Origin of the sequence: Caballeronia sp. LjRoot31, from assembly GCF_964253885.1 — a bacterium.
Taxonomy (GTDB): domain Bacteria; phylum Pseudomonadota; class Gammaproteobacteria; order Burkholderiales; family Burkholderiaceae; genus Caballeronia.
The window spans coordinates 1,917,598-1,933,369 of the sequence record NZ_CAXURX020000003.1 but is presented as its reverse complement, the minus strand read 5'-3'; the positions used below and the strand labels follow the sequence as shown (position 1 = coordinate 1,933,369).

Below are 15,772 nucleotides of genomic sequence, written 5' to 3'. Positions count from 1 at the left end.
TCAAGCAAGCCACGTGCCGCCGCAGGAACGGTCCTGGTCAGAGGCAAAGGGCGTTTTACGCGCTAGTTTGGTGCATCGGCGGACGCTGGAAACGATTTAATCGCAGTATTGAGTGCATGGAAGTTCCCGGGATCCTTGCCCGATGGTGCATTCGACCAAACGGCATGGAGTTTGCTTTTGAAGAGTGCCAAAATTCGTCCAGGAGTCAGGTGTGTCAATCCGTGTCGCGTTGAACCATGTCACGCACTACCGTTATGACCGCCTAGTCGGCCTTTCACCGCAGGTCGTGCGCCTGCGGCCTGCGCCGCATTGCCGTACGCCGATCGTTTCGTATTCGATGCGGGTCGAGCCAACCGACCATTTCATCAACTGGCAGCAGGACGCGTTCGCCAACTATCAGGCGCGGCTGGTCTTTCCCGAGAAAACCCGGGAATTCAAGATCACGGTCGATCTGGTCGCCGAAATGGCGGTGTACAACCCCTTCGACTTCTTCCTTGAGCCCTACGCCGAGAAATTCCCGTTCGCGTACGAACCGGAACTCGCGGCTGAGTTGGCGCCGTATCTGATCAAGCGCGAGCCCACGCCGTTGCTGGCGAAGTTTGTCGAGAGCATCGACCGGACGCCCAAGATAACGGCCGATTTCCTGGTCGAACTGAACCAGCGGCTGCAGCACGACATTGGCTACGTGATCCGCATGGAACCCGGCGTTCAGACGCCGGAAGAGACGCTCGAAAAAGCGTTGGGATCGTGCCGCGACACCGGTTGGCTGCTCGTCGAAACCTTGCGTCAGCTCGGGCTGGCGGCGCGTTTCGTTTCGGGTTACCTGATCCAGCTCACCCCCGACCAGAAGTCCCTCGATGGCCCGAGCGGCACCGAAGTCGACTTCACCGACCTGCACGCGTGGTGCGAAGTCTTCCTGCCCGGCGCGGGCTGGATCGGACTCGACCCGACCTCCGGGCTGCTGGCCGGCGAGGGGCATATCCCCGTCGCCTGCACGCCTGAACCGGGGAGCGCCGCGCCTATCTCCGGCGCTGTCGATGAAAGCGAAGTCGAGTTCGAGCACATCATGCAGGTGCAGCGCGTACTCGAAACGCCACGCGTGACGAAGCCGTACACGGAAGAAGTGTGGAGCGCGGTGCAGAAGATGGGCGCGCAAGTCGACCAGGAACTGACCGACATGGACGTGCGCCTGACGATGGGCGGCGAGCCCACGTTCGTCGCCGTGAGCGACCGCGATGCGGCCGAATGGAACACCGACGCGCTCGGGCCGACGAAGCGCGGTTATGCCGTCTCGCTGATGGACAAGTTGCGTGCACGTTATGGCGTAGGCGGTTTTCTGCATCTCGGCCAAGGCAAGTGGTATCCGGGCGAGCAGTTGCCGCGTTGGGCCATGTCGCTGTACTGGCGCGCAGATGGCGAGCCGATCTGGGAAGACCCCAAGCTGTTCGCCGATGAACGCGATCCCGGCAACTACACAGCCGAAGATGCGCGGCGGTTCATCGAGCATCTGGCGAGCAAGGTCTCGCTGGATCCGTCGTATATCCAGCCCGGCTACGAAGACACGTTCTACTACCTGTGGCGTGAACGTCGTCTGCCGGTGAACGTGGACCCGTTCGAATCCGAACTCGACGACGAGATGGAACGCATGCGCTTGCGTCGCGTATTCGATGCAGGCTTGTCGCAGGTGACGGGTTATGTGATGCCTATTGCACGCGAGCGCGATGTTCCGATGCAAGCGCCGACATGGGTCAGCGGCCCCTGGTTTTTCCGCGATGGCCGCATGTACCTGATTCCCGGCGACTCGCCGATGGGTTACCGCTTACCGCTCGAATCGCTGCCGTGGGTGAGTGCGGGGGACTATCCGTATCAGCATCCGCACGATCCGTTCGGGCCGCCTGCGCCGTTGCGTCAGGCGATGGAATTGCGCATGCAATATCGCGGTGAAGCCGTGGTTGGGGAGAGCGTAGGCGCAAGCGCGGGTGAAGGTGTGGGCACTGAAACTGGCGTGGCCGCAGGCACCGGACACGCGCCTGCAACGTCAACGTCAACCCGCGAGCCGTCGCGCGGAGAGTCTGCTTCGTGGATCCGGCGTACGGCTTTGTGTGTTGAAGCGCGCGATCCGGCGCGTGCGGCAGGACCTGACGTGGAAGAGAAATCGTTTGGAAGCGGCAAGAGCCTGTTGCATGTGTTCATGCCGCCGCTGACCGAACTCGATGACTACCTCGACCTGCTGGCGGCCATCGAAGCAACCGCTGCCGATCTGCACATGAAAGTGGTGATAGAGGGGTATCCGCCGCCACGCGATGCCCGTCTCAAGATGCTGCAAGTTACGCCGGACCCGGGCGTGATCGAGGTGAACATTCATCCGGCGTCGAGCTGGGATCAGCTCGTCGATCACACCGAGTTCCTGTATCAATCGGCGCATGAAAGCTACCTCAGCACCGAGAAGTTCATGACCGATGGGCGACACACGGGCACGGGCGGCGGCAATCACTTCGTGCTCGGCGGCGCAACGCCTGCCGACAGCCCTTTCCTGCGACGTCCCGACCTGCTTGCAAGCCTGATCGCGTACTTCATCAACCATCCGTCGATGTCGTACCTGTTCTCGGGATTGTTCCTCGGACCGACCAGCCAGGCACCGCGTGTTGACGAAGCACGCAACGATCAGCTTTATGAACTGGAGATCGCCTTCAAGGAGATCGAGCATCAGCTCGAACGTCTGGGCGGACGCGACAGTGCATTGCTGCCGCCGTGGCTGATCGACCGGACGTTGCGCAACCTGCTGATCGATGTGATCGGCAACACGCACCGCGCGGAATTTTGCATCGACAAGCTGTATTCCCCCGATGGTCCCACCGGCCGCCTCGGCCTGCTTGAACTGCGGGGCTTTGAAATGCCGCCGCACGCCCGCATGAGCCTCGTCCAGCAGTTGCTGCTGCGCGCGCTGGTCGCGCGGTTCTGGGACAAGCCGTACACCACGCGCCTCACGCGTTGGGGCACGGAACTGCATGATCGTTTCCTGCTTGGCACGTTTATCGAAATGGATTTCCACGATGTCATCGCGGACCTCAATGAAGCCGGTTATGCGTTCGATGCCGCGTGGTTCGCACCGCATTTCGAGTTCCGTTTCCCGATGGTGGGAGCGGTCCAGACGAACGGGATCGAACTGGTGGTGCGCAGCGCGCTGGAGCCGTGGCACGTGATGGGCGAGCAGGGGTCGCCGGGCGGGACGGTGCGCTATGTGGATTCGTCGGTGGAACGGCTCGAAGTGCGCGTGCTCGGGCTCAACGACAACCGCCATGTGGTGACGGTCAACGGCGTGCCGCTACCGTTGCAACCCACCGGACGGGTAAGCGAGCATGTGGCCGGCGTGCGCTTCAGGGCATGGTCCCAGCCGACGGCGCTGCATCCGTCGATTGGCGTGGATGCACCGCTTACCTTTGACATAGTTGACACTTGGAGCAACCGGTCTATCGGCGGATGCCGGTATCATGTAGCCCATCCGGGTGGCCGCAATTACGTGACCTATCCGGTCAACGCATACGAGGCGGAAAGCCGGCGGCGCGCGCGCTTTTTCAGAATCGGCCATACGCCTGGACGGATGGTCGTGGAAGAACCGAAGCGCAGCCTGGAGTTTCCGTTCACGCTCGATTTGCGCCGACGGTAGCCTCATCAACTCTTCAACGGTAGCTGCTCAATTTGGCCTTCCAATCCACGCTTCCGTTTGAAGCAATCACGAACCGCGCGAGTGTGTCGTCACACCTTCGCGCGGTACCGGCCCGGGAGGGTCATTGGGACGAACTGCGCGACGCGTCGGGCCAGTTGCGCGCTCCCTGGCGGCAATTCTTCGATGCGCTCGGCGACGACGGCATAGCCGGCCTCGACCGGGCGACCGCTTCCATCGCGCAGCAGGTCCGCGACAACGACATCAGCTACAACGTCTACGCGGACAAGGGCGAGCCGCGTCCGTGGGCGCTGGACCTGCTGCCGTTTCTTATCGATGAAGGCGAGTGGTCGGTGATCGAGCGCGCGGTGACGCAGCGCGCGAAGCTCCTCAATGCAATCGTTGCCGATATCTACGGGCCGCAGACGCTGCTGCACGATGGCCTGCTGCCGCCCGCGCTGGTGTTCGGGCACCCAGGCTATCTGCGCTCGGTGAAGGGCTTCGTGCCTCCCGGCGCGCAGTATCTGCAACTGGTGGCCGTAGACCTGACGCGTGCTCCCAACGGCACCTGGACCGTGATGGCGCACCGCACCGAAGCGCCGTCCGGACTCGGTTATGCGCTGGAAAACCGGTTGATCGTTTCCGACGTATTCACCGAGCCGTTCCGTTCCATGAAGGTCCGGAGGCTCGCCCCGTTCTACTCGCAACTGATCGCCGCGCTGGTCCAGGGCGGCCGGGCGATGATGTCGGGCGAAGGCTCGCCGCACATCGCATTGCTGACGCCTGGGCCTTTCAGCGAAACCTTCTTCGAGCACGCGTTCCTTGCGCGTTATCTCGGCGTTACGCTGGTCGAAGGCAAGGACCTGACCGTGCGCGACGACATGCTGTTCCTCAAGACATTCGCCGGACTGGAACGGGTTCACGTACTGATGCGCCGCCTGGACGATGCATTCTGCGATCCGGTCGAATTGCGCGCCGATTCCACCATCGGCGTGCCGGGCCTGTTGCAGGTGATGCGGGCCGGCAACGTGATGGTGTCCAACGTGCCGGGTTCGGGTTTTGTCGAATCGCCGGCGCTGCATGGTTTCCTGCCGGCCATCTCGCGTGCGCTGCTGCGCGAGCCCCTGGAACTCGCCAGCGTGCCCACCTGGTGGTGCGGTGAAGCAGCGGCGCGCGAAGCGGTGCTGGCACGTCTGGACAAGGCATTCGTGATTCCCACCTGGCCGGGCTTGCCGCTCAACGGCGGCGGTCCGCGCGGTTTCGGCGACGGCCTGCAACCGCTGGCCGGCTGGCGCGCGCGGATCGACGCCATGCCTGATGCGTTCACCATCCAGAACCTGTTCCCGAGTTCACACGCGCCGCGTTATGAAGACAACACGCTGACGGGCCGGCCGTCGGTGCTGCGTGTTTATGCGATTGCGAACATCGATGGCGGCTGGTCCGTGATGCCGGGCGGATTTACGCGGCTTGGGGCTGAGCGCCAACCGTCGGTATCGATGCAATACGGCAGCAGCAGTGTCGACACCTGGGTGCTGTCGAGCAAGCCGGGTTCAACCTTCTCGCTGCTCCCCACGCCTATTAAGCCCGCCGACCTTGCGCGCAAGCATCGGACGGTATCGAGCCGCGCTGCGGAAAATCTCTTCTGGGCCGGACGATACGGAGAACGCGCCGAGAACAACGTGCGGCTGCTGCGCGTGATCCTCTCGTCTATTGATAGCAACGACTCCGAGGGCATGCTGGAGACCATGGTGGACCTCGCGTGGCAGAGCGGCCTTCTGCCGCCGGGCACGCCGCTCCAGGGGCACACCGCGCGCGGGCTCGAACGTTTGCTGGTCGCCAATATAGGCGAGAACGGCACGGCGGCGAGTATCGGCCAGAACCTGGCGAGCCAGGTGCGCGCGAGCAGCGAAATCCGCGGACGTCTTTCGACCGATCACTGGCGCACCATCCTCGCCGCGCGAAACGATTTCCGCGACGCCATCCAGCAGTTCAAGCCGGGACCGGGCGTGGAGCGTTACGACCGGGTGAAGCTGACGCGAACGCTTGAAGCACTATCGACGCAACTGCTCGCGATCAGCGGCGCGCAGGGCGACCGCATGACGCGCGATGAAGCGTGGAAGCTGGTGTTCGCGGGAAGGCATATCGAACGGGTATGGACGATGACCACCTTCCTGCGCGTAGTCGCCGAGCATGGCCAGATGACGACGCCGGCCGGGTTCGATCTGCTGCTGCAATTGTTCGACAGCACGCTCACGTATCGATCGCTTTATCCGGGGCGTTTCGAGGTTCCCGCGCTGATCGACCTGCTGGTGGTCGAGCCGACCAATCCGCGCGGGCTGTACGGTGTGTATTCGCGCTTGTGCACGAAGCTCAACGAGATTTCGATTGCGGCCGGCAATACAAATCACGGCGCGTTCAGCGACGCAACGCTGTTGCTGAAATCGTTGCGAGGACTTGAGCAACTCTGCACGACCGACGAGGAGGGCAACTATGGCGAACTCATCCAGGCCTGCGAGGCACTCGGCGATCACGTGAGCGCCGCTGCGCATGAAATCAGCGCACGTTACTTCAGCCACGCGAATACGCAGGCATTGCAGGTGTCGTCGTGAAGATTCCGAAAACCGTGTTGTGGGTGTCGCACCGCACGACCTACCGCTATTCAACGTACGTGGAAACAGCTCAGCATCTCGCGACTATCCGGCCGCAGAATTGCGCATGGCAACGCGTGATCTCACACACCGAAAGCATTGATCCGAAGCCGCCGTACATCAATAGTCGCGTCGATACCTTCGGTAACGACGTGCTGTATTTTTCGCTCGAGTCACCGCACCGCTCGTTGCAGATGGTCAGCGAAACGACCGTTGAACTGACGCCGCGATGGGCTTCGCTCGATCCGGCGACCACGCCGGCGTGGGACGAGGTCGCGAAGGGTATGCGTTTTAGCGCCAGTGCGCCGTTTCGCCCTGAGACAGAGTTTTGCTTTGCGTCGCCCAATATCAGTCTCGGACAGGACCTGCGGGATTACGCGCTGGAGAGCTTTCCCGCGGGCAAGCCGCTGGCGGAAGGCGCGATTGACTTGATGCACCGGATTCACGGGGACTTCAAGTACAAGCCGTTGGCAACGTCCTATGACACGCCTGCGCATCGCGCGTTTGAAATGCGCCGGGGCGTCTGTCAGGATTTTGCGCAGGTGATGATCGGCTGCATGCGTGCGCTCGGGTTGCCGGCCCGGTACGTGAGCGGATATTTGCGCAATGATCCCGCGCCGGGGCAGGAGAAGCTGATCGGCGCGGATGCATCGCATGCTTGGGTGTCGGTGTTTTGTCCCGGCAGCGGCTGGATCGATCTTGATCCGACAAACGACGTGCTCGCCGATCTCGAACATGTGACGCTCGCCACGGGGCGGGACTATAGCGACGTATCGCTGCTGCGGGGGATGATTCTCGGCGGCGGGTCACATCGGATCGATGTGGGGGTGACAGTGCTGGCGCTGGACGCTGAAGCTGAGGCTGGTTCCGACGCCGATTAATTGAGGGTTATGCGCTCGCGCCAGACGCACCGCGAGCGCTCGCCTCACTTATCTAACCGTAAATAACCGCACGGCGTCATCGAGCACATCGGCTCGTTCGGCCAGCCGTTGCGCAGTCACGGCAGCTTGCTCGACCAGCGCGGCGTTCTGCTGCGTTGAACCGTCCAGATGCGCTACCGCCTGGTTCACTTGACGAATGCCCTCGGCCTGTTCGCTGCTCGCATTCGCCACCTCTCCGATGATTGTCGACACCCGCAGCACGGCCGCGTCGATTGCATGCATCTGGAGGGTTGTGCGTGACACCAGGTCGGTCCCTTCCGCGATCTGTGCCACGCTTGTTTCCACCACCGCCTTGATCTCCTTCGCCGACGCCGCGCACCGTTGCGCCAGGTTGCGCACTTCTGTTGCGACCACCGCGAACGAGCGGCCCGCTTCGCCTGCACGCGCTGCTTCCACCGCCGCGTTCAATGCGAGGATATTCGTCTGGAACGCGATACCGTCGATCACGCCGATAATGTCCGCGATACGCTGCGACGCCGTGTTGATGCCGGCCATGGTCTGCTCGACCTGGATCGCGATCTTGCCGCCATCGCTGGCTGCGGTCTGCGCGTCCTTCACCAGATCCAGCGCGCGCACGCTCGCGTCCGCGTTGCCCTTTACCGTGGCGGTCAACTGGTCCATCGTCGCGGCGGTTTGCTGCAGCGACGCAGCCTGCAATTCGGTCCGGCGCGACAGATCCATGTTGCCGCTCGAAATTTCCCGCGTGGCATCCATCATCCCGCCGATTTGCCCGCGTACATCGAGGACCATTGCGGACAGGTTCGCCTTGAGCTGGTTCAGCGCGCGCTGGACGTCGCCGAGGTCGTCGCGAGCGCCGGTTTCCATCGCCGCCGTCAGATCGCCGGCCGCCATGCGCGCGGCAAATCGGGACATGATGCGCACGGGCGCGCCCACGTGATGTGAAACGGTCACCCAGCCGATGGCGCCCGTCAGTGCGCTCACGCCAAAGGCGATCCACAAGGGCAGCGGCGGAAGTCCCTGGTAGGCGATCAACCCGGTCGCGAGCACCGCCAGCGGTCCGGCTGCATAGCCAATCGCAATACGCGACGCGACCGGCATGCGCATCAGTTCCCCAAGCTTGCCGGCCAGGCCGGTGCGTACAAGCGCGCCTCGTTTCAGGCGCAGCGAACCCATTGCGCCGGCCTGCATCCGCGCATACAGGCCGGACGCGCTTGCTACTTCGTCGCGGCCCGGCTTCACGCGCACGCTAAGAAAACCGACGGCCTTGCCATGCTCGATCACCGGCGTCACGTTCGCGCGAACCCAGTAGTAATCACCATTCTTGCGACGGTTCTTGACTAGGGCAGTCCACGGGCGACCTTCCTGGATCGTCGACCACATGTCGGCGAAAGCCTCGCGGGGCATGTCGGGGTGGCGGATCAGATTGTGCGGCTGGCCGATGAGTTCTTCTCTCGAATAGCCGGAGACTTCGACAAAGGCGGGATTGCAGTATTTGATGTTGCCTGAAAGATCCGTGGCCGAAACGAGCATGTCTGATGCGGGAAAGTCGTACTCCTGCTGCGAGACGGGCTGGTTATTGCGCATTTATTGTGTCCTTTCTTCGATCTGGAACGTAACGCGAGAACGCGTTTCGCGTTACAAGGACATAACGGCAGTTAACCCCTTTAACTTGAAAGGTTTTTACGTTTAAGAGATGGCGTGCGGTGTTACGCCGCAGGAAACTGCGCGCGCGACAACGCGTTTTTGGCTGCATGGCTGGCTCGGATGACGGCTTGAATCCTTCGCCAGCGCTCACTCACTTAGGCGGAGTGCTCTCGAAAGCAGACTGTTGCTCCGCGAATGCGGAGAGCGATTGGATCGCTTATTTCGTGCTCCGTCGCCTCATTCTTGAATCATTCTCACCTCATTCTTGAATCAAAAATGGCCCCTCAAATCAAATTTTGATTTAAGATTGATTCAAGAATCATTCTTGAATCATTTTTAGGTGGCCACCATGGCAAAGCGCGAGCTGTACAGCGCCATTTCGGACCTTCTTGTGAGACGGGCAGCAGCAGGCCAGGATCTGTTATCACGCCGCGAGATAGCCGAGGCAATGGGCGCTCCGTCAGCAACGGTCCTGCGCTATCTGGACAGACTCATCGGCGATGGCAAGGTCGAACGGGTTGGAGCAACTTCCGCCGTCCGTTACAGGTTACCGGGGCGCAAAGTCGAACCCATGGCTTCAGTGGCGGCTGCGAGCCCGGCCAAGGCGAAACTGACGGCTTCGCCCGCATGGTCTGAGGCTGCTGCGGCGCTTATCGACGAACTGAACGTCCCGCTGGGGGCGCGTCAGCCCATCAGCTATCAACGGCATTTTGTTGACGGTTACGTGCCAAACCAGAGCTACCTTCTTCCCCAAGCGCTCGCCGACGATCTGTATCAAGAAGGACGATCACCGGGCCAGCAACCCGCCGGCACGTACGCGCGCAAGGTCATCGAGCCGCTGCTGATCGATTTATCCTTCTCCTCCTCACGTCTTGAGGGCAATCGATATTCGAGGCTCGACACCGAGGTCTTGTTCGACGCGGGAACCGCCGATCCGGCCGATAAAGACGCCACCATGTTGCTTAACCATAAGAGGGCGATCGAGTTCCTGATCGACGACGTGCCATCGTACGGATTGACTGCGATGGTCATTCGCAATCTGCACACGTTGCTGATGCAAGGACTACTTAATGATGAGGGCGCACTTGGCTCGATTCGCGAAAGAGTCGTGAATATCAGCAATACCGTTTATATCCCGTCTCATGTGCCTTCTTTGCTTGGTGAAATGCTGGAGCAGATCACCGAGAAGGCGCGTCACATTAAGAATCCGGTCGAAGCCGCGTTTTTCCTTTGGGTGAACCTGGCCTACCTCCAGCCTTTCGAGGACGGCAACAAACGAACCAGCCGCCTCAGTGCCAACATCCCGTTGCTGCTGTACAACTGCGCGCCGCTCAGCTTTCTGGATGTGGGTGACGAAGACTATGCCCGTGCAAAAATCGGTGTCTATGAGCGGCTCGACACGAGTATTGCAGCCGATCTTTTTGCCTGGACTTATCGCCGCTCCATTGCCAAGTACGCAGCGCAGATCGACGCCGCCGGAGTGCCAGATCCGTTCCGTGCAAGGTATCGCGAAGCCATCAATGAGATGGTCTCGCGGATCGTGCGGGATCGGGAAGCACTGGGAACCGTTATCGCAGAGTTCAAGCTTCGGGACGACGAAGCGGTGCGCCTTATCGACATGGTGAGAGGCGACATTTCCAGGCTCGGCGAACACAACTTTGCCCGTTACAGGTTGCGGCTGAAGGAGCTGGAGCAATGGATATTGGCCGGTCGCCCATTGATCGAGTAGCAAGAGCGATTGTTTCGGCACGTTAGCCGGAAACGCTGGAATCCACCCGTGAAAATACCTAAGAATTTTGAATGCTGACCGCTTACTCTTAAGCCTCTGTTTACCTATCATGAAGAGGTAAGTGCAGAGGACGCGGGAGGGCATCATGGACGAGTTTGTGAACACGGTAATGGATATCCTTGGATCCGCGTCGCGACTAACCTTGCACAGTTCCGCCATCGATTTAATCAACGTACTGGTCGGTCTCGGCGGCTTGGCGCTGGTGGCAATTATCCTGTTAATTAACGAGTCGAAATGGCCCGCTCAAAAACGCGAGCGCACGACTGAGCATCCTCGGCATTGGTGGATGCATCATCGGCACTGAATAGAGCAGGGCGTAGCCAAAGCCAAAGCCAAAGCCGGCTACGAAGCTCTATGTTGGCCGCGCTGCTGCTCACGCTCAGGTCTGGTCGGAAGAAGCGAGCCAAAACGATCCTTCCATCACGCTGACACATTTGCCGCCAATGCGGACTCTTGTCTTGCCGTTGTCAGTATCCACGCTGGCGATCAAGATGCTCGGCCGCCCCATGTCTACGCCTTGACCCACGCGCAGCACCAGATCCGATTGTCCCTGGACCTGGGCGACGAGCGCCGCCATGGCGGCCGTTGCGCTGCCTGTCGCCGGGTCTTCCGTCATGCGAGGCGTGAACATGCGGGCTTGCAGATCGCAGTCAGCGTTAGTCGCGTCGCGGCTTGCATCGCGTGTATAGGCGTAGATGGATACAGCGCCGTCAATGGGCAGCAAGCCTTTGTAAGCGACGAGGTTGGGTGTACACCGGCGCAGTGCATCCCGGGACGCAAGTTCAACAACGACGAACGGGAGGCCGACCGAGGCGACCTGTGGTGGGTGAGCGTCGACGAGGATATCGGCGGGATCGAGGGAAAGACAAGCTGCTACGCGCTCCCGCGGCACGTGCGACAGCCGGGCGAGCGGCTCTGGCGCAATGAGCTCAGCCCCGACCAGCTTCCCGTCTTCTTTCAGTTGAGTAACCGGAACCAGACCCGCGGCCTCCTCAAACACGAGTTGATCTCGCAGAGGCGTCTGACCCGATGCCGCTCTCGCAGCCAGCACAAACGCCGTACCGATGTTCGGATGTCCGGCGAAAGGAATTTCGCGGCTCGGTGTAAAGATTCTCACCCAGGCCGTGTTGGCAGGATCGCGGGGCGGCAATACAAATGTGGTTTCGCTATACCCAAATTCTGCTGTGATCGCCTGCATCTGGTTTGCCGACAAACCTTCAGCGTCCAACACGACAGCGACCGGATTGCCTTTGAATTTTTCGTCTGTGAATACATCGGCTGTGACATAGCGACGGTCCATGAGTGCTTCCCTGGTTTGATAGTGCTGACCAATAACGAGCCGTTATTATTGCTTCACGGACCGCCAAGGCGCCCTATACAGATAGGCGAGGATGGATCGGGCCAGTCACTTTGATTCGATGCGCTCATGGCCCGCCAATAAGGCCGCTTCACTCAGTCCGAAGCAATCCGCGTTTGCGCAACATGGGTTCGGCGCGTGGATCGCGGCCACGAAAAGCGCGGAACGCCGAGCCTTGTTCGCGGCTGTCGCCAGCGCTGTACACGTATCGATGCAGCTTGTCCGCCAGCGTGGGATCGAATGCGTTGCCGGCTTCTTCGAATGCATCGAACGCGTCGGCTTCCAGGACCTCCGCCCACATGTAGACGTAATACCCGGCGGCGTAATATCCGCCGCTGAAGATATGGCCAAAGTGGGGCAGCCGATGGCGCATGCCCACCTCGCGTGGAACGCCGAGACGCTCCCGCTCAGCTATCTCGAACCGGGCGATGTCGATGCCATCAAGATCGTTCCGCAGATGCAGCGCCATATCGATCAAAGCTGACGATGTATAGGCGACTGTCTGAAACCCCTGGTTGAAAGTCTGGGAAGCTCGGATACGCTCGATCAACGCAGCCGGGATAGGCTCGCCAGTCGTTACATGACGCGCGTGCTTCGCAAGCACTTCCGGCACCGTGGCCCAGTTTTCCATCAACTGGGAAGGAAGTTCCACATAGTCTTGCGGGACATTGGTACCCGACAGGCGACCGTAGTTCACATCGGACAGCAAGCCATGCAGGCCGTGGCCGAACTCGTGAAACAGCGTGCGTACGTCATCGAAACTCAGCAGCGTCGGACCATCGTCGGTGCGGGCGAAGTTGTTGTTGTTCACCACGATCGGCGTCACCTTGCCGCCATGACGCCTTTGCTTGCGATAAACGTGCATCCACGCGCCGCCCTGTTTATTAGGCCGCGCATAGTTGTCGCCAAGGAAGAGTCCCACCTGTTCAGCTCCGCGGCGCACCTCCCACAGGCGCACGTCCGGGTGATACAGCGGCACGCCGGTCTGTTCGACAAACTGCACGCCGAACAGGCGTTCCGCGCAATCGAACATGGCGGCGAGCATAGCGTCCAGACTGAAGTACGGTTTCACTTGCGCATCGTCGAGTGCGTAGCGGGTAACCCGTACCTTCTCGGCGAGGTAATACCAGTCCCACGGTTCAATGTCGGTAGGTTCGCCCAGCGCGGCAGCCTGCGCGGCCAGTGCCTGCCGCTCCTGTTCAACGCTGGCCTTCGCCGGCTCCCATACCTGACTAAGCAGCGCATGGACCGCAGACGCCTTGCCCGCCATGCGATCGGCAAGCGCGTAATCAGCGAAGTTTTCGTAGCCGAGCAAACGTGCTTGTTCTTGCCGCAGCATCAGTATTTCTCGAGCGATCGGCCGGTTATCGCGTGCAGGGTTTTCTCCGCGGCTGGTCCAGGCGCGCCATGCCGTCTCGCGCAGATCACGGCGGGTGGACCACGTAAGAAAGGGCTGCACCAGCGAACGAGATAACGTGATCACGTAGCCCTCTATACCGCGTTCTTTTGCGGCGCTACGTGCCGACTGGCGCAGAAAATCAGGCAACCCGGCCAGTTCCGCTTCCGATGTCAACGGCAACTGGTAGCCGGATTCATCCGCGAGTATGTTTTGCGCGAACTGCGTCTGCAGATCAGCGAGCCGCGTGGCAATGGCCGCGAAACGCTCGCGGTCGAGCCCTTGCAGCGTGGCGCCCGTACGGACGAAATCGGTATGCATGCGTTGCAGCAGACGCTGCTGCTCTTCGTTAAGATCCAGCACGGCAGCTTGCCGGTGGACAGCGTCGAGCCTCGCGAAGAAACCGGCGTGCATGGAGACCTTGCTGTCGTGCATGGCCAGCAGCGGCGCCATCTCGCGCTCCACGGCCTGCAACGCGGCCGGCGACTCGGAGGCGCACAGGTTTTCGAACGTCAGCCGCACACGATCAAGCGTGGCGCCGGCGGCATCGAACGCGGCCACGGTGTTGTCGAATGTGGGCGCGGCCTGATTTTCAACAAGTGCATCAATTTCCGCCAGATGCTGCTCGAAGAGCACCGCGAATGCGGGTGCGAAGTGCTCGGACTGGATCTGCTTGAAGGGCGGCAATTGGTAGGGCGTTTGCCAGTCTTGTAGCAGCGGGTTGCCGTTGTCGGTCATGTCGATCTGCCTGTGGGGTATTGATGGTCGCGAAGCAAACATGATATGACATCGCGGTTAAAGGTTTTCGAGCTGGGTGTGATTGCAGCTTTGGGAGGTCTGGGCAGCGCGCCCCGCTCAAAAGTTGGATCATGAACCCTGCGGCGCGTCTCTTCCGCATCTCCTCCTATGGGATGCTGTGTCGGCTGCTTCTACCGCGCCCGGACCTGTGATCGGGCAGTAAGCAGCGAGTGCTACTCTGGATAAGTGACAATGCAAACCATTATTGTGTCGAACTGGCAGGAGTTCATGAGTCTCACCATAGAACTCGATGGCTGGGCGTTTCGCGGTCAGCAAGACGCGCGATGGCCGTTGCAAAGTTCGTTATCGCGCTACCTGTCCGCATTCGTGCCTGACCGCTCGGCGTGGCGGATTCAGGAGCAGCGCGCCATTCGCATCTTCAGGCGAAAGGCGCATAACTATCTTTCCGATGTCCGCGCGCTGTCCGACGACCTGCGTTGCCTCGGGCTGATGCAGCACCACGGTGCGCCGACCAGACTGCTCGATTTCACCAAGTCGCCGTTTGTTGCCGCGTTTTTTGCGCTCGAGCGCGCTGTGACGGACGCAGCTGTTTTCGCGGTAAACACCCCCGCGTTGTGGACGGATCGCGCAGTCCCGGTTTCGGCACCGCATCTTATACGAGAGATGATCGATCCACGCTTGCCCGGAAATTTCGAAAGGTTTTATCTTAGCGACGAAAACCCGGTGATGTGGTTTGGCGAACCCGCCGAAATGGATCAGCGGCTGATCGCGCAAGCGGGCACGTTCGTGTTGCCCGGCCTGCTGCATCAGCCGCTCGACATGATCCTTGATCAATACACCTGCAGCGACGAACTGCTGCGCAAGATCGTGTTGCCGTCGACTTTACGGGACGAAGCCATGCGTTCGTTGTACAGGATGAACATCACGAACGCATCGCTTTTCCCGGACCTCGAAGGACTGGCGCGTTCAATTGCGCTGGAACTGGAGATCGTATGGCCCGCGCAAGTGGTCAAGACGCGCGATTGATTCCGAGTCGATCGGGGACACAAACTCGGGGGAGGGTTTGCCTTCGGCATGCGTGCGTCGCGGCGCTAAGCTAGAGCGATTAGCGCCTTTATATTTTTCGATAAAATATTATGAATTGTTTGATAAACCACTAATACCATTTATCATCCCGTCATCTAGCATCGCTTGCCTGCGGTGCACTGAAAAACCATTCTGGAGTAGAAGCAGTCAGCTAGTGCTGATCGTCGACATCGCCCATACCGAGCGCATGGCGATGGCACAAACGCGACTTTTAAGATCCGCGTTTTCACATGTTTCACACGTTAATGCGTAAGCATGCTGCAGTGGTGAATTGAACCCAAACAATGCGTGGCGTGGAGACGAAAACGAATGCTCAAGCTCGGTGAGCCGAAGTCACAATTCAAAATCAGGCGTCACCCGATTAATTCTTCAGACAATATATCCAGCAATTTTCATAAGCTCCTCGATACGAGCTTAATTGGATTCGCAGTCGGCTTAGCGACATTGCCCGTTCTGATGAAACCCGCACAGCGCGCCGGTATGGGGCCGTCTCGAGCGAAAAACATTACCCGCCCGACGAACTTGCG

At 60.4% G+C, this 15,772-nt stretch carries 9 protein-coding genes; 6 read left to right on the top strand and 3 right to left on the bottom strand.

Annotation, left to right across the window (positions count from 1 at the left end; all coding sequences use genetic code 11):
* Positions 1–211 precede the first annotated feature (211 nt).
* Genes ACSQ8V_RS37330 through ACSQ8V_RS37320 form a run of 3 tightly spaced genes read left to right on the top strand, consistent with a single transcriptional unit; the run spans position 212 to position 7,193 of the window.
* Positions 212–3,667 (top strand): DUF2126 domain-containing protein, encoded by a 3,456-nt coding sequence (locus tag ACSQ8V_RS37330; protein ID WP_436209167.1) that lies wholly within the window; start codon positions 212–214, stop codon positions 3,665–3,667.
* A 32-nt stretch (positions 3,668–3,699) separates the two neighbouring features.
* Positions 3,700–6,273: a circularly permuted type 2 ATP-grasp protein gene (locus ACSQ8V_RS37325; RefSeq protein ID WP_213763718.1), complete on the top strand. Its 2,574-nt coding sequence runs from the start codon at positions 3,700–3,702 to the stop codon at positions 6,271–6,273.
* The gene (locus tag ACSQ8V_RS37320; RefSeq protein WP_436209166.1) at positions 6,270–7,193 is read left to right on the top strand and encodes a transglutaminase family protein; all 924 of its coding nucleotides are present in this window, start codon (positions 6,270–6,272) and stop codon (positions 7,191–7,193) included. Before ACSQ8V_RS37325 ends, ACSQ8V_RS37320 begins: the two co-directional genes overlap by 4 nt.
* 48 nt (positions 7,194–7,241) lie before the next feature.
* On the opposite strand, the gene ACSQ8V_RS37315 is transcribed toward ACSQ8V_RS37320, so the two are convergent.
* Positions 7,242–8,798, bottom strand: a complete 1,557-nt coding sequence (locus tag ACSQ8V_RS37315; protein ID WP_436209165.1) for a methyl-accepting chemotaxis protein — start codon at positions 8,796–8,798, stop codon at positions 7,242–7,244.
* Between the two features lie 409 nt (positions 8,799–9,207).
* On the opposite strand from ACSQ8V_RS37315, the gene ACSQ8V_RS37310 reads away from it, so the two are divergent.
* Both ACSQ8V_RS37310 and ACSQ8V_RS37305 read left to right on the top strand, forming a co-directional pair.
* Positions 9,208–10,587: a Fic family protein gene (locus ACSQ8V_RS37310; protein WP_436209164.1), complete on the top strand. Its 1,380-nt coding sequence runs from the start codon at positions 9,208–9,210 to the stop codon at positions 10,585–10,587.
* Positions 10,588–10,732: 145 nt separating this feature from the next.
* The gene (locus ACSQ8V_RS37305) at positions 10,733–10,951 is read left to right on the top strand and encodes a hypothetical protein (protein WP_436185115.1); all 219 of its coding nucleotides are present in this window, start codon (positions 10,733–10,735) and stop codon (positions 10,949–10,951) included.
* 75 nt (positions 10,952–11,026) lie between these two features.
* Here ACSQ8V_RS37305 and ACSQ8V_RS37300 read toward each other — a convergent pair whose 3' ends face one another.
* Together ACSQ8V_RS37300 and ACSQ8V_RS37295 are read right to left on the bottom strand one after the other, a co-directional pair.
* On the bottom strand, positions 11,027–11,947 hold the full coding sequence (locus ACSQ8V_RS37300; protein WP_436209163.1) for a PhzF family phenazine biosynthesis protein: 921 nt from the start codon (positions 11,945–11,947) through the stop codon (positions 11,027–11,029).
* A gap of 148 nt (positions 11,948–12,095) precedes the next feature.
* Positions 12,096–14,138 (bottom strand): M3 family metallopeptidase, encoded by a 2,043-nt coding sequence (locus ACSQ8V_RS37295; protein ID WP_436209162.1) that lies wholly within the window; start codon positions 14,136–14,138, stop codon positions 12,096–12,098.
* A gap of 252 nt (positions 14,139–14,390) precedes the next feature.
* Here ACSQ8V_RS37295 and ACSQ8V_RS37290 point away from each other — a divergent pair, with 252 nt between their 5' ends.
* Entirely contained in the window at positions 14,391–15,185 is a 795-nt protein-coding gene (locus ACSQ8V_RS37290; protein WP_213763712.1) for an FRG domain-containing protein, read from the top strand.
* The last annotated feature ends 587 nt before the right edge of the window (positions 15,186–15,772 follow it).